Genomic DNA, 19,957 nt, shown 5'->3' with positions numbered 1-19,957 from the left:
ATGTGGCTGAGTGAGCGCTGTAAAGGGGAAACTTGTCAGACATTGTTGCTGAGTGGCAGATCAATCTTAATAGCAAGATTTATTTGTAAAATGCCATAAGTTGAACCGAGATCACTGTTTCAAATTTTCACTTAGATTTTTCTAATAAAACAAATTTGCATGTAATAACGAATGTAATACACTTTCGGCCATGACTTGGTTTGGGTAGGAATTAGAGGCATTAAGATGAAAAAAATACTTATTATCGGTGGCGTCGCGGGTGGCGCATCTGCAGCAGCACGGGCACGTAGACTCAGTGAGGATGCTGAAATCATCATGTTTGAGCGTGGTGAGTATGTCTCTTTTGCCAATTGTGGCCTACCTTATCATATCAGCGGTGAGATCAGCCAACGAAGTGCCTTAGTATTACAGACTCCTGAGAGCTTTAAGGCACGATTTAATGTTGATGTGCGAGTGATGAATGAAGTTGTTGCCATCAATCGTCAGGATAAGAGCGTCACGGTAAAAAATGTCCGCGATGGCAGCGAATATAGCGAGTCTTATGATTTCTTACTGCTAAGTCCTGGTGCCTCGCCAATAGTGCCGCCTATTCCTGGCATAGATAATCCTTTGACCCATTCACTGCGCAACATTCCTGATATGGATCGTATTCTACAGACGATTCAGATGAACAATGTTGAGCATGCCACCGTGGTTGGTGGTGGTTTTATTGGCCTTGAGATGATGGAGTCACTGCATCACTTAGGCATTAAAACGACCCTGCTGGAATTAGGCGATCAGGTGATGGCACCAATCGATCGTGAAATGGCGGGTTTTGCCCATGTCGAAATCAAACAAAAGGGGATCGATCTGCGTTTGGGTAGTGCATTGTCTGGGGTCGAGTATGTGCCGCAGACCCATATGGCTAGCGATGCCGCCGGCGAAGAAACCGCCCATCAACATATTAAGGGGCACTTAAACTTGTCTTTGAGTAATGGTGAAACCTTAGAAACAGACTTGTTAATCATGGCGATAGGTGTCAGGCCTGAGACACAGCTGGCCCGTGATGCGGGCTTAGAGATTGGCCCCTTAGGCGGGATTTACACCAATGAGATGATGCAAACCAGCGATCCCGCTATCTTCGCTGTGGGTGATGCCATCGAGGATCAAGATTTCGTCACGGGTAAGGCAAGCTTAGTTCCCTTGGCTGGGCCTGCTAATCGTCAAGGGAGAATGGCTGCCAATAACATGTTTGGCCGTCAAGAAACCTATGGAGGAACTCAAGGCACAGCTATCTGTAAAATTTTCGACTTGGCGGTGGCCTCTACGGGTAAGAATGAAAAGCTGCTGAAGAAAGAGGGGATCGCGTATCAAAAAGCCTATGTACACACAGCTAGCCATGCCAGTTACTACCCAGGTGCCGAAGTGGTCTCCTTTAAGCTGTTATTTGACCCGCTATCAGGCAAAATCCTTGGCGCCCAGGCCGTAGGCAAAGATGGTATCGACAAGCGTATCGATGTGATGGCGGTTGCCCAGCGAGCGGGGATGACCATTGCGCAGTTACAGCATCTAGAGCTGAGTTATGCGCCGCCGTTTGGCAGTGCAAAAGATGTGATCAATCAGGCGGCTTTCGTCGCTTATAACATAATGCAAGGCGATGCGATGCCGATTCACTATGATGAGATCGATAGCCTAAGCGATGATCAACTGTTACTGGACGTGCGTAATCCTGGTGAGTTGCAAAACGGCGGATTCATTGACGGTGCGCTAAATATCCCTGTGGATGAGTTACGCGGTCGTATGGACGAGCTACCTAAAGATAAAGAGATCGTCATCTATTGTCAGGTCGGTTTACGAGGTAACGTGGCCTACCGTCAACTGGTCAACAACGGCTACAAGGCTCGTAATCTGATTGGTGGTTATCGCACCTATAAGTTTGCCACGGCTTAATCCCTCATATTCAAGGTGCTCCTATGGTTTAGGGCACCTTTCAATTCAGTATTAGATGAAAGAGGTATTTGATGTTTTCATCCTTCGTTACCGCATCACTCGGCGGTTTATTAGTCGGCTTAGGCGCCATATTGTTACTCTTGTTCAATGGCAGAATTGCCGGGATCAGTGGCATTCTGTCTGGCGCACTTTGGTCTAGCAGAGAAAGCGATGCCAAAGGGATCGCTTGGCAATGGTATTTTTTAGCTGGATTATTACTGAGTGGATTATTCATGGGGGGGCCGCTAGAGCTACTGTTTGGTGTTACGCCGATAGAGATGAGTCATTTAGAGGTATCGACTCCCTTGCTGTTGATATCGGGCGTGTTAGTTGGGCTCGGGTGCAGTTTAGGTAGTGGTTGCACCAGTGGTCATGGTATCTGTGGTATAGGTCGTTTATCTCCTCGTTCCATTGTCGCAACCTTAGTTTTTATCTCTGTTGGTGTGCTTGCCGCCATCGTGTTTCACTAGGGATATCTTGATATGAAGCAATTTATGGCACTGTTATGCGGCACGCTTTTTGGCACTGGCTTGATGTTATCTGGGCTGGCCGATCCTGCGAAGGTGATTAGTTTTTTAAATTTAAGCTTGTTGTTAACTGGAGAGTGGGACCCTTCATTAATGTTTGTGATGTCAGCGGCATTAGCGGTCTATTTACCTATATATTTGCTGGTAGTGAAGCCGAGAGTGTTAGCTAAACAAGGTCCAGTATGCGATAAGCAATACCACTTGCCAACTAAGCGAACGATAGATGCGCCTTTGCTTATCGGCTCTGTGTTATTTGGTCTTGGCTGGGGAATGGTCGGGATCTGTCCCGGTCCCGGCATTGTCAATTTGGCCTCTTTCGAACCGAGTATCTTTCTATTTGTGTTTGCTATGGTGCTAGGGGGATATATGGGTCGTCAGATCAATCTGTCGATACCTATTGCTGTTAATAATACCTAATGGTAATCAGTATAAGGTAAGCGCGTTGCATTATCGCCGCCTGAACGGGCCGTTATGTTATGATTTGCCTCCTTTATTGGGGGCTTTATTTTATCTTCATTAGGAGTTTAAATGAGTAGTGACTTAGAGATTATCGATGTCGAAGTCGGTGAAGGCAAAGCAGCGGTGAAAGGCGCGTTAATTACAGTGCAATATGAAGGTTTTTTGTCCGATGGCACTAAGTTTGATTCCTCATATGATAAGGGACGGGCGTTTCAGTGTGTTATTGGTACGGGGCGTGTTATCAAGGGGTGGGATCTAGGCATGATGGGAATGCGAGTCGGTGGTAAGCGTAAGCTTAATGTGCCTGCTCACCTAGCCTATGGTGAACGTCAAATCGGTGATTTGATTAAAGCTCACTCAGATCTGAGTTTTAATATTGAATTGCTCGAAGTGTTGACCCGCGATGATTAGGGCCTGTTGTGGCTCTAGCTATCGCCCATAGTTGTAACATATGAGTGCATAGCAGTCTGGGTCAATCTATTATGGCTTTCTTGAATTAGATATCGAAAATGGAGTTTGATTAACATGGAAGTGCAATACATCTTCACAAATCATAAATTTCTTATTTTGGGTTCCATAATAGAGATACTGCATGAATAGTGTTGCAGAAATAGCGATTGTCGTTACCATTTCAGCGCTCACTTTGGTGAGTGTTATATCCTTGCTGCTTAAGATAGTCGCTCATCGCCGTTTATCCCATAAGAATGAACTGATTAAAGAAGCGTTTGATAACCTCAATCAACATATTGACGACGGCTTGTTGTTAGTCAGTCACGATGGGTATCTGTTGCAACATAATCTCAGTGCCCAACAACTTTTAGACAGAGATTCTAAAGATTTATCTCATCGTTTCATCGGTGAGTGGCTTGATAATATTAGCGAACTGTCGTCGATAACTTGTCCCGATCGACAATATGGTAAAAGTTTAAATAGCAGTCAGATGGATTTAAGTTTTACTCGCTTAACTGATAACGGCGCTGAGTTACTGTTTTTAGTGCGTAAATTAGATCTATGCGACGATATTGCGGGTGATGTGGAGCGTTTCAAGCGCAGTCAATATTTTGCCCAAATAGGGACTTGGGATTGGAATGTGGGTACCGATACTCTTTACTGGTCTGAAGCGATATACGGTATCTTTGGATTTAAAGTTGGTGAAATAACCCCTAGTTATAAGTTCTTTTACTCATGTGTTCATCCAGAGGATCGGCAGAAGGTGCGAGCCGGGGAGTTGAGGTGTATCGAAACTGGTGAAAATCACGATGAAGAGTATCGTGTCATTTGGCCCGATAATAGCGTTCACTGGGTAAGAGAGACGGGCAACCTCGTTAAAGACGAGAAAGGCGAAGTCGTCAAAATGATGGGCGTGGTCCGTGATATTACCCAAGAAAAACTGCAGCAACATCATCTTCATCGTTTAGCGCATCATGATGCGTTAACAGGCTTACCTAATCGCCTGATGCTGGAGCAGCACCTAGTTAAATCTATTCAACGAGCGAGGAGACAAAATACCAGAGTCGCATTGGTATTTATTGATCTAAACGGATTTAAAGAGATTAACGACACCTTAGGACATAAAGTTGGTGATCAGGTCTTGGTTGCTTGCGCCAAACGGTTAACTGCACTTAAGCAGCCTAGCGATCTCGTCGCACGTATTGGCGGGGATGAGTTTGTCATGGTAGTTGAGGACTTGTTTAGTGAAAATAGCCTAGACCAACAAGCAAAAGAGATCTGTACTCGACTATCACATCAGTTATCTCAGCCGCTAAATATTATACCTAGTGGGATCAACGCTAGTCTAGGTATTGCTATTTTTCCTGAACATGCGGCTAATATTGATGGCTTGTTACATGTGGCAGATCAGGCGATGTATGCTGCTAAAGCTCGAGGGGATAATCAATATCAGATTGGGCTCGATGAGGGGTTTGAACAGACGAAGCGACAGGCATCAGTGATATAACCCTGGTTAATTTTCTAGAGCCGATATGTCTTGGCTCTGGATGACTGGTGAGCTCTTGCTTTGGCTGCGGGCAAACATCACATAATATAAAAGTGCTGCGCTAAACCAAGAAATTGCCAGGCTCCATAGATCGTGAGAGATAAAATGTGCGCCTCTAAATTGTTGTGCTAGGCCAAATGTCATCCCGAGTCCGAGTCCAAATGAGAGTCCTAGCCAGCGATACTGCTTGCCATAGGCAAGTGCAAAAAAGTAGAGTACGACCCACGCATATCCAGAGCTAGAGTGCCCTGCTGGAAAACATTGTCCAGGTGAATTTAAATCTCCTACCCTTGAAAATAGTGAGTGGTAATCGGCGCTGCCGCCAAACATTTTCAGGTTCCATGGGCAATCAATATCGGTAATTGATTTGCCTAAGCGAACTAATACCACACTGCTTAATACGCTTAGAAAAATAAATATCAGCCCTTTACGATAGGGTCGAAGATTGACCTTTTTGATACTGGCTATGAGTAACCCGATAATGATCAGGCCTAGGAGGATGACGAAGTTACGTCCGCCTTTATGGATCACCGTTTCTGTTAGCCAGGCACCGCGCAGTGGCCAGCTATCGACACCGCCTTCTAAATGGAATAGGAATTGACTAAGCGTGAGGTCAAAATGAGACCATTCGATGAGTGAAACAATGGTGATAAAGAGTAATCCAGGGAGTAATAGGTGGTTACGAAAGTAGTGTTCCGGTATCTTTTTATCAAAGGTTGGTGTCATCTTGTCTTTTCCAAGTACGTGCCGCAACATTAGGCGATTAGAGTGCTCTCTAATCGAAGCGGAATGTCTATATTATTTTTGTAAGAGCGTGAATTTTTTGTGAAGGCTCACGCTTAACTAAATACCAATATTGTAAAGAGATCAATTATAGCGAGATAAAAATAGCGTTCATTTGGCCTCGGATTTGATGGCCGTGGCTAAGGCGAATAAACCGTTGGTTCTCGATGGACTCAGTTGACCCGTTAACCCTAATTCATCGAAATAGGCATAGATATCTAAGGCGGCGATGGTTTGTGCACTCTGTCCGTGTGTCACCGCCAACAGTAATGCGATAAGGCCTTTAACAATACGTGCATCGCTGTCGGCTAAATAGTAGTTTTTTCCTTCGATATTACAGTGATAAAGCCAAGCGCTGCTTTCACAGCCACGCACTTGCGCCTGTTCAACACGTAAGGCGTCATCGAGTTTAGGTAAGGTTTTTCCCAGTAGCATTATTTCCCTATAACGCTCCTGCCAGTTTGCGGCGTGCTTGAAGCGCGCCAATATCGCTTCACTGTCGAAGGTTAATGCAAGAAATTGCGCCCTTGCTGGCTGTGGAATTTGGGATGAACTCATGAATATCCTTGCTCGATCGCGACGGGCTCATTTTGGCCGTTAACGGTTTTTTTTAGTGCTTGCTTATTCTACTTTAGAGTAGCAGTTCTTTGACCGATTTTAGCGCATCGATAAAGCGATCGATATCGTCGATATTGGTGTAAACCCCAATCGATGCGCGGCAGCAACCTTTAATATTCAAAGATTGCATCAGTGGCATGGCGCAGTGATGGCCACAGCGCACTGCAACGCCTTGTTGATCGAGCAGTATTCCCACATCTTGATGGTGTTCGTCGGCCAGATTAAAGGCGACTGCGCCAAGGTTGTCATCATGGGCGCCGTAAAGAGTGATATCCCCAAGGCCACGCAGTGACGTATGTAGATAGGCAAGTAGCTCTGCTTCTCGTGTTTGGGTTTCTTCTTTTGGTAAGGCGTTGATAAAACTGATGGCTTCACCGAGGCCGATCACTTCGCTTATGGGTGGCGTTCCTGCTTCGAGGCGATTAGGCAGAACATTAAACTCGGTGTTTTCGAAGCTCACGCTGGTGATCATCTCTCCGCCAGTGAGTAGGGGGGCAAGTTTATCGAGCTGCCGATAACGACCAAAAAGAATACCGACTCCAGTAGGACCATACATCTTATGACCAGAGAACAGATAGAAGTCACAATCAATCTGCTGCACATCTACTTCCATATGAGCAATCGCTTGAGCGCCATCGATAACCGTTATCGCACCGACCGCTTTTGCTTGCGCCACCATCTGTTTGACTGGGTTTACCGTGCCCAGCACATTGGATACGTGACAAAGTGCCACAATTACGGGCTGCGCTTTAAGTAACTGAAGATAAGCCTTGTGATCGATTCTCAGCTGATCATCGAGTGGAATGGGTTTTATGATGGCGCCAGTGTGCTGAGCCAGCATCTGCCAAGGTACGATGTTGGCGTGATGGGCCGCGGTATCGATTAAGATCATATCGCCTTCTTTGACTTGTTGGCTCAGACCGTGGGCAATCATATTGATGCCCTCGGTAGTGCCATGGGTGAAGATGATCTCTTCGCGCCGTTTAGCATGAATAAATGCTTGTACGCTGTCGCGCACAGCCTCATATCTTATCGTCGCTCGAGTCGATAACTGATGGGCCGCTCGATGGACATTGGCGTTATCATATTGATAGTAGTTTGCTATGGCATCGAGTACTTGCTTTGGCTTTTGGCTAGTGGCCGCAGTATCAAGGTAACATAGAGGATAGCCCTCTAATGTTTGGGCAAGTGCAGGAAACTGCTCACGCAGTAGGTTCACGTCCATCGATGGGTCCAAGGATAATAAATAATAGGCGCTAAGATCTTGGGAGATCTTAGCGCCTATTGCAAGCGGCTTTTTAGCTAGGTTCGCTTAGATTATGGGCAGGGAATACGGTATAGCTCTGCTAATTCATTGAGTCTGGCAAGCAAAGGAGCACTTAGCGTCACCTCGATACTGTCGATATTCTCTTTGAGCTGCTCAAGATTGGTTGCCCCGATAATGTTTGAGCCGACAAATTGCCGTGTATTAACGAAGGCCAACGCCATCTGCGCCGGACTAAGATTGAATTCACGAGCCAGTTCGACATAAGCCTTGGTTGCTTCGAGTGCGATGCTTGACCCAGTATAGCGAGCGAAGCGCTTAAACAATGTCAAACGCGCCCCTTCAGGCCATTGATCATCCATATATTTACCGCTTAACGCACCAAAGGCTAACGGTGAGTAGGCCAGTAGCGGTAACTCTTCACGGTGAGCAATCTCTGCCATGCCCACTTCGAAGCTACGATTAAGCAGATTGTAGGGGTTCTGCACGCTAATGATCCGCGGTAGCCCATGTTTTTCAGCGAGTCGCAGGTACTTCATCACACCCCAAGGAGTCTCATTTGAAACACCGATATAACGAATTTTTCCCGCGGCGATGAGCGAAGCTAATGCCTCCAGGGTTTCTATTATCGGGGTGAGTTTTTCCGAATCTTGTTGCTGGTAGAAGAGTTCACCGAAGAAATTGGTATTTCTATCGGGCCAATGAAGTTGATACAGATCGATAGTCTCTATCTGTAATCGCTCGAGAGAATCATCGACGGCTTGATGAATATTACGCCAATCTAGCGCCATATTGTCGCGGATACCGTCGCTCTTTCCACCTGGGCCAGCAACTTTAGTGGCGATGACCAAATTATCTCGGTTACCTCGCGACTTAAGGTAGTGACCTAGAATACGCTCCGTTTCACCTTGAGTTTCTGCTTTTGGTGGTACCGGATACATCTCGGCGGTATCGATAAAGTTGATCCCTTTACCTATGGCGTAATCGAGTTGTGCGAATGCTTCGCTTTGGGTATTTTGTTCGCCCCAGGTCATGGTGCCGAGGCAAAGCTGACTAACGTCTAGGCTCGAATGTGGTAGTCGTCTATAGTCCATTCAAATCTCCAGAATGAGCAAGGATTACCTTTGAGGCTAGCAAGCTTTGTTGTGAAACACTAGATAATTTATTTCACGATTTGTTAATAGATTATCTCGATGATTTCTATGTTAAATTTTTGGTTAAAGTTTAATCATCATGGGGATTTCACAGGCATCATGCCCGGTATTCCCAAGTGGTTTATCTAGATGCTTAAAGCCCAGATTTTCATAAAGTAACACAGCTTCTTTTAAACATGCCGTGGTTTCTAAATAGCAGCTGTCATAACCTTGGTTACGAGCGAAATCTAAGCTTTGAAGCGCTAGGCGTCTAGCCAACCCTTTGCCTCGTATCTTGTTGTCAAAATACATTTTTTGTAACTCGCAGACACTTGGGTGTCCATCAAGTGGAGCAATGCCTGCTCCGCCTAAAATGAGACTTTTAGACTCAATAACCCAATAGTGAGCATTGGGCCTATCGTACACTTGATACAGGGCATCCAATGTGGGATCGGCAACACCATAGCCTTTATCGGGCGTTAGACCATACTCGGCAGAGACATTGCGAATGACTCTGGCAATATGCGGATTGTCTTCTGGGGTGATACTGCGGATCTCGTACCCCTGCTGCATGTTGGCATAGTCAATCGCTCGTGTGTATTGCGCTAATGACGATTCCAGCTGGTTGATTTGACTGGCTGACAATTGCGACAGTATCTGGGTAAACATCTGGTTTTGCTGCTCATTAAGGCATTTGAGTTGCCGTTTGCCTTGGGCTGTGAGCTGACATAGAGAGCTGCGGCTGTCGCGGGGATTATTGCGGCTTTTGGCATAGCCTTTTTCGCACAACTGGGTTACGGCTCGGCTGGCATTAGACTTATCAATATTGAGTGCCATAGAGATCTGTTTGATCGACAGTTCTTGTGAATCAATCTCTATCATTGCATGGGCCTGAACCGGCGATAAAGGTAGATCGCCACAAGCTGAATTGAGCAGGCCTAATTGTCTCACTAATAATCTCGATAAACTGCGTAGTGAGGAACAGGTTTGAGGCAGCTCTATCGTAGTCAATTGACTCTTTTCATCTATGGTGGCTTGGCAAGGCGATGACATTGGCGATCCGTATCAGTAAATATAGTTGCGCTTTACATCTAACTTAGACGGCCTAATTTAGAAATGCAAGTTTTTACTAATGCAACTAAAAAACCACTACAAATACCTGACGCAGCTTAAGATCTTCAACTTAAGCTGCTTAAATCTATTCGACTAGCAAAAGACCTTGGGGTTTAAAAACGGTGCCATGGCAAGCACTATTGCTTGAGTATAGACGCTTTCTCTGCTGGCCTTACCATAGGTAAATAAGCTTATCGCCCCGCCTTTTTGTTTAATATTCACAGTATTAAACAATCTGTCCATCACATGACCGAGTTCTTCACCATCCTCGAGTGCTTGATAGACAGATTCGGGGAGCGGCAGTTGGGCGCTTCGTCCTATCGATAATTCTCCTTGATAGATCACAGCCATATAAGCGTAGGTCGCCGCACCGTGGTCAAAGCGGTCGACTCCACCTTCCATTGCAACATAAAGATCGGCCCTGAGCTCTGCATCTAATTGTGCTTGCTGCTCGCAGTAGCGTGCGCGGTTAATGGCGCCGGCTTTCGTTTCGCAGTCTGTCATAGGTTGGTCGGCAACGCCTGAAGGAGCGTGCATGCCTTGGCAAATCACTTGAGCACTTGGAAATAGTAATGAGATTGCCTTGTTGGCTGCACCAATTTTGACTGGGTTTTTAGATCCTACGGTAATGCGGATGGTATTTTTGCTGTTGAGTGTTGGCATCGGTTATCTCTAGGGCCTGTTGACCTTTGTTGGTTGTTTTACAGAGAGTTGTTGATTACTTATACAAGTCGGAAGCTTTGTGGTGTCGTCATTTTACATGAAAAGCTGAGAACAATGCATAAGGCACCGTTTGGCTTCTTGCGCCTGTTGCTTTTAGAGCAAAATATCGGCGTGCTTTCTATGTTGTGTACTCGATGATCTCCTGCGTAGCAAGGGGGCTGAGTGATGAAACTGTTAATGATCGGTACGCTCTGGTTATGGCTTCATTGCTAATGTGAAAATTAGTTACAGGCTTATTTAGAGGTTGCTCACAACATTAGCTCATTCTGAAATTTAACTACAAAATAACGTGTTGGATCAATTTTTCGAGTCATTTCTCCTATATTCTGAGCGCGAATTTAGTCGACCTTCTAGTTAGATTATTGCTACTAGAAGTCTTGGAAACATTGAGATGCGAGAGCATCGAAAGGTCTTATCTATGCAAAATGAAGCAACCGTTTCTGAAGTAATGATTTCAACCAAACAGGGTTGGTCACGCACCGATACCACTTGGATGTTAAGCCTGTTTGGCACTGCAGTAGGTGCAGGGATCCTATTTTTACCTATCAATGCCGGAATGGGGGGCTTTTGGCCATTAGTGATGATGGCTGCAATTATCGGCCCTATGACCTATTTAGCCCATAGAGGTCTTTCTCGCTTTGTGTGTTCATCACAAAAGCAGGGCAGTGATATTACCCATGTAGTTGAAGAGTATTTTGGTGTCGGCGCAGGTAAAGCGATCACCTTGCTTTATTTCTTTGCTATCTACCCAATCGTGTTGATCTATGGCGTAGGTATTACCAATACCGTCGATAGCTTTATTGTTAATCAGCTTGGCATGGCGTCGCCACCGCGTTTCATTTTATCAGGAGTGCTCATTCTGGGCATGATGTCGGTTATGGTCGCTGGCGAGAAATTTATGCTTAAGGTGACACAATTATTGGTTTACCCTCTGGTTGCTATCTTGGCTTTCATGTCGCTGTACCTTATCCCTAGTTGGAAAACCGACGCCTTGATGCAAGTGCCTGCCGCGGGAGAATTCCTCGGTACCGTTTGGTTAACCATTCCTGTATTGGTGTTTGCATTTAATCACTCCCCAGCAATCTCTCAGTTCTCTGTATCACTTAAGAAGCAACATGGTCAGAACGCGGCAAAGAAAGCCGACGTTATTTTACGTAACACTACCTTGATGTTGGTTGGTTTTGTGATGCTGTTCGTTTTCTCTTGTGTGCTGTCATTAAGTCCTGCGCAACTTGCCGAAGCGAAAGCACAGAATCTGCCTATTCTCTCTTACTTAGCCAACGTCCACTCTAGTGGTTTTGTGAGCTATTTTGGCCCGATCATCGCGGTGATTGCGATTGTCTCTTCGTTCTTTGGTCATTACATGGGGGCTACAGAAGGGATGAAAGGGATTATTACTAAGCAACTACGCAGTGCTAACAAAGAGGTTGCCGACAGTAAAATTGAGAAGTTCATCCTTGGTTTTATGTTCCTCACTATCTGGGGCGTTGCCATCATCAATCCAAGCATTCTTGGCATGATCGAAGCGTTAGGTGGCCCAATCATTGCGGCTATTCTCTATCTAATGCCAATGTACGCGGTTTATAAGGTGCCGGCGTTAAAGGCGTATCGCGGTCGTATTAGCAATATTTTCGTCATCATTGCGGGTCTATTGGCAATGACAGCTATCGTGTTTGGTATGTTGTCTTAATCTCTCGCTTGATGTTTGTTTTGGGTCGCTTATTTACAGGTTAAGTAAGCGGCCCTTCCTGCTTTATTTGGGGTAAATTATGGTTAGCGCATTTGATATTTTTAAGATAGGTGTGGGTCCCTCCAGCTCACATACCGTCGGGCCGATGAAGGCCGCTAAAGGTTTTGTTGATGATTTACGTCAACGTGGGGAGCTTACTGATATCACTTCTGTCACCGTCGATATTTATGGTTCATTATCATTAACTGGCAAGGGGCATCATACCGACACCGCCATTATTATGGGGTTAGCTGGGAATACGCCTGAAAGCGTTGATATCGATTTAACACCTGAGTTTATCCGTCAAGTTGAGCTCACTTCAGCCTTACCCTTAGGTAGTGAGAAGCACAAGGTTGATTTTCCAAAGGAAGCGGTCGTTTTTCATCAGCACGCTTTGCCGTTACATGAAAACGGCATGACCCTAAGTGCTTGGATTGGTGAAAGCTGCGTCTATAGCCAGACCTACTACTCTATTGGCGGTGGCTTTATTGTTGACGAGGCCCACTTTGGCTTATCGGCTGCGAATGAGGTTGTGGTGCCATATCCGTTTGCCTATGCGAGTGATCTGCTCAAATTATGTGATGATACAGGTATGAGTATCAGTGCGATTATGCTGGCCAATGAAAAGCTATTTCATAGCGAAGAGCGCATTTCTCAAGGTTTCGATGCTATCTGGCAAACCATGAAAGAGGGAATTGAGCGCGGCTGTCATACCGAAGGCGTTTTGGCTGGTCCGCTTCGGGTCCCGCGTCGTGCTCCAGCGCTGTTTAGGCAGTTAGTCACTAATGAACGTCTCTCTTCCGATCCTATGGTGGTTGTTGACTGGATCAATATGTTTGCCCTTGCCGTAAGCGAAGAAAATGCGGCTGGTGGTCGAGTGGTGACTTCGCCCACTAACGGTGCCGCGGGCATTATTCCTGCTGTACTGGCCTATTATGATAAGTTCATTCAACCTGTTGGTCAGAAGGAATATACAAGATTCTTTCTCGCTGCTGCAGCGGTTGGTGGCTTGTACAAGCGCAACGCTTCAATTTCAGGAGCCGAAGTTGGCTGCCAAGGAGAGGTGGGTGTGGCTTGTTCAATGGCGGCTGCCGGACTTGCTGAATTGATGGGCGCTAATCCATCTCAGGTGTGTATCGCCGCCGAAATTGGTATGGAGCACAACCTTGGTTTGACTTGCGATCCTGTTGCTGGACAAGTTCAGGTGCCCTGTATCGAGCGCAATGCGATTGCAGCGGTTAAAGCGATTAACTCAACTCGAATGGCGATGCGTCGTAACAGCGAACCTAGAGTCAGCTTGGATAAGGTGATCGCGACCATGTATGAAACGGGCAAAGATATGCACGTGAAGTACCGTGAAACCAGTCAAGGTGGATTGGCTATTAAAGTTACCAGTATTTGTGCTTAACCTTTTGGTTATAACGATTTGTATTAGCGCTAACAACTAAAAAAACGCCCTAGGAGTGACTAGGGCGTTGCTATTTGTACGTCTGGTTATTTCTCTTCGTACATCAAGTAGTAACTCTGTTCCATACCCAGGGCTTGGTAAGTTTGTTGTGCCTTACTGTTTTCCTGCTCAACGTAGAGTCTAAAGCTAGCTGCGCCACCGTCTTTCTCGGCAATATTTTTTACTGCTTGATAGAGCTTGCCATAGATCCCCTGGCGACGATTCTGCGGACGAATATAGACGCTTTGGATCCAATAATAGTCTTTGGCGCGCCAATCACTCCATTCATAGGTGACCATGAGTGATCCTAGAATTTCCCCAGCTTGTTCAGCAACTAGATAAAATCCTTTTTCGGGATGATCTAATAAGGTTTTTACCCCTTTAGATAGGATCTGTTCATCGAGTTGTAATCCTTCGGTTTCATTGGCCATCGCCTGATTAAATTGCACTAAAGCGCTCAGATCTGCTTGTTGACCTTTTCTTATTTGCATCATTTTCTCCTTAATAAGATCGCTACTTTAGCATGTATTCTACGGCGAGTTAGAGAGAATATTTCAGCAATAGGCTACGACTAAAGTCTAACTCTGCTAGACTTTTTATTATGCACTATGGTTAGCTGGAATAGGTGAGGTTATGAAACATGAACAGCCACAAAAACCGCTACGCACCAGGAATAAAGATAAGGCTGCATCTAGAAAAAATCACTGCAATATTAGTTGTATAGAAGCGTATCGTTTTCAGCTCGATAAGATCGAACATCATTGGCACTTCCTATTAACCTTAGTCACTTTTGGGGTCTGGGGACTCGTCTGGTGGCAAATTATCTTACGGTCACAAGGTAAGCAGGGGCAGTTTTTTCACGGCTTCGATGATGCTTACTGGAGTCACTTAATTGAGAGAGAGCAGCCGCCTGCAGCGTTACATACATTAGAGTTTGATAAGCCAAAACCCTCTTATCAGTTTGAGGCTTGAGGCGTCAGTCTTAATTGATATTGGCCATGACATGCATCACACACCATTAGCGTTTGCTGTGATAAAATTAAGTTCCTTACTGTGTCTGCATGATAGTCAGGCTGCGTATCTAGTAGCTTAAGTTATCGCTGGGCGAAATCACTCTCTAATTCAAGGTTAAAAACATGTCTCAACAATCCTCCTCTTGGTTGGGCCGAGTCTGGTCTGGCTGGATGTCTGTGCCTCTTTGGCTGCAAATTCTTATTGGTATGATCTTGGGGATCGTAGTGGGCATTGGGCTTGGCGAACAAGCTGTGGTACTCAAGCCTATCGGGACGCTTTTTGTTAATACGATTAAGATGTTAATCGTTCCTCTGGTGTTTTGCTCTCTGATTGTTGGCGTGACCTCTATGCAGGATACGGCAAAGATGGGGCGGATCGGTTTCAAATCGTTTGCTTTCTATTTAGGAACGACCTCGATTGCCATCACGCTAGGTCTTGCTATTGGTTATATTATGCAGCCTGGTGCAGGGTTACATATGACCTCTGATCTCGGCGTTGCTGTGGCAAAAGAGGTCCCTTCTGTGATGGAGACCTTAATCAATATCGTGCCAACTAATCCTATTGCAGCGTTAGCTAATGGCCAGATACTGCAAGTGATCGTTTTCGCCGTGGCGCTGGGGATCTCTTTGGTATTAATCGGTGATCATGGTAAGCCCGCGATAAAAGTGTTTGAGAGCTTGGCAGAGGCCATGTATAAGCTGACCGATATGGTGATGAAGTTAGCACCCTACGGTGTGTTTGGTTTGATGGCCTGGGTCGCAGGGCAATATGGTGTCGACATGCTGGCCCCTTTGCTTAAGGTGATCATTGCCGTTTATGTCGGTTGTGCGCTACACATTATTGGCTTCTATAGCCTGTTGCTGAGCACGGTAGCTAAGCTTAATCCGCTGCAATTCTTTAAAGGGATCCGCAGTGCGCTTGCGGTTGCTTATACGACTTCGAGTTCGGCAGGAACCTTACCCGCGAGTATGAAGTGCGCTAGCGAGTCTTTAGGGGTTAATAAGAAAATCTCCAGTTTCGTGTTACCGTTGGGGACGACCATTAACATGGATGGTACCGCGCTGTATCAAGGCGTGACAGCGCTGTTTGTGGCGCAAGCATTTGGTATCGACCTCACTTGGGTTGACTATATCACCATCATCTTAACGGCGACCTTGGCCTCTATTGGTACCGCAGGTGTGCCTGGAGCGGGTTTAGTTATGCTGACGTTAGTATTGACGACAGTGGGATTACCATTGGAAGGTGTTGCTCTTATTGCGGGTATCGATCGTGTTTTAGATATGGCGCGTACAGTGGTGAATGTTTCTGGTGATTTAGTAGCGACTACAATTATTGCAAAGTCAGAAAACGAACTCGATGTTGAGCACTACAATGCCGATGCCGAGCAGAGTCAGATCTTGGCCGAAAGGCTCGAAAGCTAAAGCTTGCCTTTGTGTTGAGGAGCGTTAAAATCGCCGAGCATGGCGATTCTAACGCTCACTATTTTTACTCAGCGCTACTTTTTGTCAGCGTTAATTGAATATTGCCGTCGACGTCTTTAAGTAATAACTTACCTTTTGATTCATCTGCTTGAGTCACTAGTACCATAGCCTGCATTACGCGTTGCTCTTGATTCATTAACGCATCGACGCAGGCTTTCATTGTGCTACCGGCAGGTAAAAGTTCAAGTTGTTGGCCATCTAGCTTATATTGACCAAAGAACTGGTTGCAGCTGTTATTGCCACTGAGTTTTCCATCTTCTGCAAATACTAATTGGGCGGGGCTGTAATCGATGACAGCTTCACCTTGTACCGCTTCAATTAACCATGTTCCATTAATGGCTATATCCGGTGTATCCTCTGCAGGGATTGTTTGGCAAGCAGATAAACCTATAAGCATGCTGGAGACGATGAAGAGCTTGTTTGACATGACGAAATCCAGAAAAAAATATGATCGCTATTTTGACAATGTTAGTGGTAATAAAAAAGAGATGATAGCGAGTTTTCACATGATTTTTAGTTCATCTAGAGTGGCGAACACTGATGAACCCATGAATCATAGTCAGAGATGGTATTGAGAGGGCCATTACGAGATGATGATAGGGTTGAAAATTGCTCATTGGCTTGGGCTATGTATGTTAGTTGTGGGGTTAGCCATTTATGGTTTTACTTCGCTCACTCAAGAGGTGAACGGCATGCTGCTCGTCGCTACCTTAATTGGTTTAGGCTTAGTCATGATGTCACCCTTTCCGATTGTTATGTTTATTCAATGGGCAAGATCTCAGGAAGAACCCCAATAACGACGTTGGTTAGCGCCTGCTAGATATCACTCCTGCAGGCTTGCGCGTCTCTGTGGTTTAGAGCAATGCGTTGTTACGGAATATGGATCCGGTTCGCCGTGTCCGATTTATTGGTTATTAAATTTTGTCGCGCGGCTTCCAGCATAGGCTCTATAGCAAGATGGGTGTTCGGTGTAAAAAAGCTGCAGCCTATAGCGACTTGTGCATTAATCTCCTCTTTAGCAATCTGTTTTCTTAGGCGTCTAGTGAGGCTATCTAAGTTCACTTGATTATCGACAAATGCAAGGATGGCAAATAACCGATCTTCAATTCGCGCCGAAACATCAGCATCCCGCATATGATGATGAATCACCCTTGCCAACTGCCTTAACCCTTGGGTTTGAGAGGTTTTATCTGGGTATTCGCTGATGTCTTCAATCAGCACTATGCCGGCATGAGAACCAAAGCGGCGGCTAAGGCTTAGTTGTCTGGGAGCCATGAGATTAAACCCGTAGGGATTTAGCATGCAGGTCAGTTCATCTTGTACAGACATCATCTGTATTTGTTGCATCAAGAAAAGATGCTTTAATTCGGCTTGCAGAAGTGCTTTGCTGCTTTCAAGCATGGGAAGTAAGCGATTAAAGTGTTTAGCTTGCTTAGTGTTACAGACCGCAATAAGACCAAATAGTTGACCATCGGCCCAATAGATGGGTAAGGCGCAAAATTTTTCAAATTGTGAAAGTTTACTGCTGGTTACTTGGGTCTGAGTTAGCGTTAAAACGCCATAGCCACCATGTGCAAGTAGCGAAGAAGACAACTGGGGATCGCTAAATTTTGTGCCTGCGTATAGATCCAAGTTTGTCGCTTGGCGACTGCAGACCACCTGAAATTCATCCTTAATATATTGTAAAACAACACAGGCATCGGCTTGGTAGAACTCATTTAACAGATCAACTTGTTGTTGCCAGCGAGGAAGGGTAATTGCGGGATGATCGCGCTCTCTTAACCATAAAGTTTGGTCGGTACATTGCAGTAGCATTATATTGCTCTCTTATTATTGTTAAATATATTGGTTTTATCAGGAAAAATCACAACAATCCATACTGGTCATATCATAACCAAAATTCAATTGTTGTGAGAATGTAAACTTTACTTTTGAGATCATTGTCTGCTTTTTGTCTGAACCTTCATTGCTAACTCTGTAGAATTCACCACATTTGTGTATCAAGCTTGATTATATCGAGTCATCATCTTAGCTCTTCGTGGTTTCACCTGTTTCGATTATTTCTTGGGTCGATTTTTGAGAGCGTAATTGACTCTTTGCTTTCTCTAGCATGGGCGCTAACTTAGCACTGGATTCTGGTGCGAAGAAGGCATATCCACAGTCGAGTTGTAGCTGATCATTTTGTTGATTCAGTAGTTTTTCTACACGTTTTCCTATGTGGGGCAGGTCTCGCTCAGAGTCGATAAAGACTAAAACAACAAACTGGGCTTTACTATAGTGAGCGGCGATGTCTGCAGTGCGGATGGTATCTTGGATGATATTTCCCAGCAGTCTTATGTGTTTATCTTCAATGGCCTCAAGCCTAGGAGGCGTAGGATACAACTCAAAAAAGAGAATGCCTGCATGGGCACCAAAGCGGCGTCCAAGGTTCAACTGCCTTGGTGCCATCATGATGAAACCATAGTGATTGAGCATACCCGTTTCACGGTCACGCATAGATAGCGACTCGATCCTTTGACTCTGGCATAGCAAGGCTAAATCTTGCTGCAGCAAGATTTGGAAAGGTTCAAGCATGAAAGAGTTGATCCCTGGTGTGCCATCATCGGCAGTGTTGAGCACACATAGGCAACCGAAAATGCTGCCGTCAGGCCAGAGAATTGGACGTGATAAAATGTTGGTCACCGAGGCGAGGTCATCGGGCAATACCATGGTGTTACTTGATAACTCTAGGTTAATGCCATCAGGCTGACTGCTTGATAATCGGTTAAATAGGTCTATTTTGTCACTATAGACAGTGCCAGACAGATATTTTCGGGTGTCGTTGATAGAGCTGACTATCACCTCAAAACCTAAGTCGGTTTTCTGAACCACAAAGGCGACATCCGCTTGATAGTAGCGTTTCATCAGCTCACATTGATGCATCCAACGGACTAAGTTTATCTGTGCATTATCGTTTTCAAGTATACTAACGCCAGTGTGGATGTTTTCAGGCAGCATAAGAGCAGTGACCTTCAATGTTAAAAGTAGGTTAATTGTGGTTGCCAAATCGGCTTTTAGCAAATATCAACGCTGGTTTTTCATTGCTTTATCTGTTTTAAGCGCAATTAACCTAGAGTCGATTTAATTTTGAGAAATTTGATGGAAATAAGACAAGCAATACTGGCAGATGTGCAAGCTATCGCGCAGCTGGAACAGTCTCAACTCGAAGCCGAGCTTGAGCCATCTCAGCGCGGTGGAACCATGCAAGGGCAGGCTTTTTCCAAACAGGATATAACAACACTTGTCGAGCAACATTGGATCGTTATCGCTGAAGTTGAGGGCAAGATTGTTGGTTATGTTATGGCGGGGAAATGGTCCTTTTTCGAATCTTGGCCCATATATCGCCGCCTGTTAACTCGTTTAGGTGAGCATCAGATTGGAGGGCGAACCTTGACCAAAGCCAATTGTTGTCAGTATGGGCCAATCTGGATAAGCCCTAACCACCGTGGCCAAGGACTATTTGAAGCTATGGTGGCCGAGCTGAAACTCGCGGTAAAACAGCAATATCCTTATATGCTGACTTTTATCTCTGAGGATAATGAACGCTCTTTTGCCGCACATACGCGTAAGGCTTCTATGCAGGTTGTCGACTTTTTCGGTTTCGACGGTAGGGATTACTACCTGCTCGCTACGGCCAATGAGGCTTAGGCTTTTGGGGAAAAC

At 45.4% G+C, this 19,957-nt stretch carries 21 protein-coding genes; 11 read left to right on the top strand and 10 right to left on the bottom strand.

The features are described from left to right. Nucleotides 1–225: 225 nt before the first annotated feature. The 5 genes from K0I73_RS15710 to K0I73_RS15690 all read left to right on the top strand — a co-directional run bounded on the left by K0I73_RS15710 (nt 226) and on the right by K0I73_RS15690 (nt 4,911). Nucleotides 226–1,929 (top strand): FAD-dependent oxidoreductase, encoded by a 1,704-nt coding sequence (locus K0I73_RS15710; RefSeq protein WP_220061991.1) that lies wholly within the window; start codon nt 226–228, stop codon nt 1,927–1,929. Nucleotides 1,930–2,000: 71 nt separating this feature from the next. Continuing rightward, nucleotides 2,001–2,438: a YeeE/YedE family protein gene (locus K0I73_RS15705; RefSeq protein ID WP_220061990.1), complete on the top strand. Its 438-nt coding sequence runs from the start codon at nt 2,001–2,003 to the stop codon at nt 2,436–2,438. A 12-nt stretch (nt 2,439–2,450) separates the two neighbouring features. Beyond that, nucleotides 2,451–2,912 carry a YeeE/YedE family protein gene (locus tag K0I73_RS15700; RefSeq protein WP_220061989.1) on the top strand — a complete coding sequence of 154 codons (462 nt, stop codon included), beginning with the start codon at nt 2,451–2,453 and terminating at the stop codon, nt 2,910–2,912. A gap of 111 nt (nt 2,913–3,023) precedes the next feature. After that, complete coding sequence (locus tag K0I73_RS15695; RefSeq protein WP_220061988.1) at nt 3,024–3,365, top strand: FKBP-type peptidyl-prolyl cis-trans isomerase; 342 nt, start codon at nt 3,024–3,026, stop codon at nt 3,363–3,365. A 181-nt stretch (nt 3,366–3,546) separates the two neighbouring features. After that, nucleotides 3,547–4,911 carry a diguanylate cyclase domain-containing protein gene (locus K0I73_RS15690; protein WP_220061987.1) on the top strand — a complete coding sequence of 455 codons (1,365 nt, stop codon included), beginning with the start codon at nt 3,547–3,549 and terminating at the stop codon, nt 4,909–4,911. Between the two features lie 6 nt (nt 4,912–4,917). On the opposite strand, the gene K0I73_RS15685 is transcribed toward K0I73_RS15690, so the two are convergent. The 6 genes from K0I73_RS15685 to yjjX all read right to left on the bottom strand — a co-directional run bounded on the left by K0I73_RS15685 (nt 4,918) and on the right by yjjX (nt 10,524). Beyond that, the gene (locus K0I73_RS15685) at nt 4,918–5,676 is read right to left on the bottom strand and encodes a phosphatase PAP2 family protein (protein WP_220061986.1); all 759 of its coding nucleotides are present in this window, start codon (nt 5,674–5,676) and stop codon (nt 4,918–4,920) included. A gap of 168 nt (nt 5,677–5,844) precedes the next feature. Then, nucleotides 5,845–6,291: a SufE family protein gene (locus K0I73_RS15680; RefSeq protein ID WP_220061985.1), complete on the bottom strand. Its 447-nt coding sequence runs from the start codon at nt 6,289–6,291 to the stop codon at nt 5,845–5,847. Between the two features lie 73 nt (nt 6,292–6,364). Next, nucleotides 6,365–7,576 carry an aminotransferase class V-fold PLP-dependent enzyme gene (locus K0I73_RS15675; protein WP_220061984.1) on the bottom strand — a complete coding sequence of 404 codons (1,212 nt, stop codon included), beginning with the start codon at nt 7,574–7,576 and terminating at the stop codon, nt 6,365–6,367. 92 nt (nt 7,577–7,668) lie between these two features. Then, nucleotides 7,669–8,709 carry an NADP(H)-dependent aldo-keto reductase gene (locus K0I73_RS15670; RefSeq protein ID WP_220061983.1) on the bottom strand — a complete coding sequence of 347 codons (1,041 nt, stop codon included), beginning with the start codon at nt 8,707–8,709 and terminating at the stop codon, nt 7,669–7,671. 123 nt (nt 8,710–8,832) lie between these two features. Beyond that, nucleotides 8,833–9,801: a bifunctional helix-turn-helix transcriptional regulator/GNAT family N-acetyltransferase gene (locus K0I73_RS15665; protein WP_220061982.1), complete on the bottom strand. Its 969-nt coding sequence runs from the start codon at nt 9,799–9,801 to the stop codon at nt 8,833–8,835. Nucleotides 9,802–9,954: 153 nt separating this feature from the next. Then, nucleotides 9,955–10,524: an inosine/xanthosine triphosphatase gene (gene yjjX, locus K0I73_RS15660; protein WP_220061981.1), complete on the bottom strand. Its 570-nt coding sequence runs from the start codon at nt 10,522–10,524 to the stop codon at nt 9,955–9,957. Between the two features lie 478 nt (nt 10,525–11,002). Here yjjX and K0I73_RS15655 point away from each other — a divergent pair, with 478 nt between their 5' ends. Continuing rightward, on the top strand, nt 11,003–12,274 hold the full coding sequence (locus tag K0I73_RS15655) for an aromatic amino acid transport family protein (protein WP_220061980.1): 1,272 nt from the start codon (nt 11,003–11,005) through the stop codon (nt 12,272–12,274). A gap of 79 nt (nt 12,275–12,353) precedes the next feature. Further along, the gene (locus K0I73_RS15650) at nt 12,354–13,721 is read left to right on the top strand and encodes an L-serine ammonia-lyase (RefSeq protein ID WP_220061979.1); all 1,368 of its coding nucleotides are present in this window, start codon (nt 12,354–12,356) and stop codon (nt 13,719–13,721) included. 86 nt (nt 13,722–13,807) lie between these two features. On the opposite strand, the gene K0I73_RS15645 is transcribed toward K0I73_RS15650, so the two are convergent. Beyond that, complete coding sequence (locus K0I73_RS15645; protein WP_220064418.1) at nt 13,808–14,251, bottom strand: GNAT family N-acetyltransferase; 444 nt, start codon at nt 14,249–14,251, stop codon at nt 13,808–13,810. A 142-nt stretch (nt 14,252–14,393) separates the two neighbouring features. Between K0I73_RS15645 and K0I73_RS15640 the strand changes: the two genes are divergently transcribed. Further along, entirely contained in the window at nt 14,394–14,732 is a 339-nt protein-coding gene (locus K0I73_RS15640; protein ID WP_258405212.1) for a DUF4234 domain-containing protein, read from the top strand. 164 nt (nt 14,733–14,896) lie between these two features. Then, nucleotides 14,897–16,195 carry a dicarboxylate/amino acid:cation symporter gene (locus K0I73_RS15635; RefSeq protein WP_220061978.1) on the top strand — a complete coding sequence of 433 codons (1,299 nt, stop codon included), beginning with the start codon at nt 14,897–14,899 and terminating at the stop codon, nt 16,193–16,195. 64 nt (nt 16,196–16,259) lie between these two features. Here the strand turns inward: K0I73_RS15635 and K0I73_RS15630 are convergent, their stop codons facing one another. Next, the gene (locus tag K0I73_RS15630; protein WP_220061977.1) at nt 16,260–16,682 is read right to left on the bottom strand and encodes an META domain-containing protein; all 423 of its coding nucleotides are present in this window, start codon (nt 16,680–16,682) and stop codon (nt 16,260–16,262) included. 163 nt (nt 16,683–16,845) lie between these two features. On the opposite strand from K0I73_RS15630, the gene K0I73_RS15625 reads away from it, so the two are divergent. Continuing rightward, on the top strand, nt 16,846–17,052 hold the full coding sequence (locus K0I73_RS15625; protein WP_220061976.1) for a hypothetical protein: 207 nt from the start codon (nt 16,846–16,848) through the stop codon (nt 17,050–17,052). A gap of 73 nt (nt 17,053–17,125) precedes the next feature. On the opposite strand, the gene K0I73_RS15620 is transcribed toward K0I73_RS15625, so the two are convergent. Both K0I73_RS15620 and K0I73_RS15615 read right to left on the bottom strand, forming a co-directional pair. Further along, nucleotides 17,126–18,070 carry a GGDEF domain-containing protein gene (locus K0I73_RS15620; protein WP_220061975.1) on the bottom strand — a complete coding sequence of 315 codons (945 nt, stop codon included), beginning with the start codon at nt 18,068–18,070 and terminating at the stop codon, nt 17,126–17,128. Nucleotides 18,071–18,283: 213 nt separating this feature from the next. After that, nucleotides 18,284–19,252 carry a GGDEF domain-containing protein gene (locus K0I73_RS15615; protein ID WP_220061974.1) on the bottom strand — a complete coding sequence of 323 codons (969 nt, stop codon included), beginning with the start codon at nt 19,250–19,252 and terminating at the stop codon, nt 18,284–18,286. Nucleotides 19,253–19,393: 141 nt separating this feature from the next. On the opposite strand from K0I73_RS15615, the gene K0I73_RS15610 reads away from it, so the two are divergent. Further along, nucleotides 19,394–19,942, top strand: coding sequence for a GNAT family N-acetyltransferase (locus K0I73_RS15610; protein ID WP_220061973.1), 549 nt, complete (start codon nt 19,394–19,396; stop codon nt 19,940–19,942). The last annotated feature ends 15 nt before the right edge of the window (nt 19,943–19,957 follow it).

The sequence above is a fragment of the Shewanella mesophila genome (assembly GCF_019457515.1).
In the GTDB taxonomy this organism is placed as follows: domain Bacteria; phylum Pseudomonadota; class Gammaproteobacteria; order Enterobacterales; family Shewanellaceae; genus Shewanella; species Shewanella mesophila.
The sequence above is the reverse complement of the archived record's forward strand: the minus strand, read 5'-3'. Positions and strand labels throughout refer to the sequence as shown.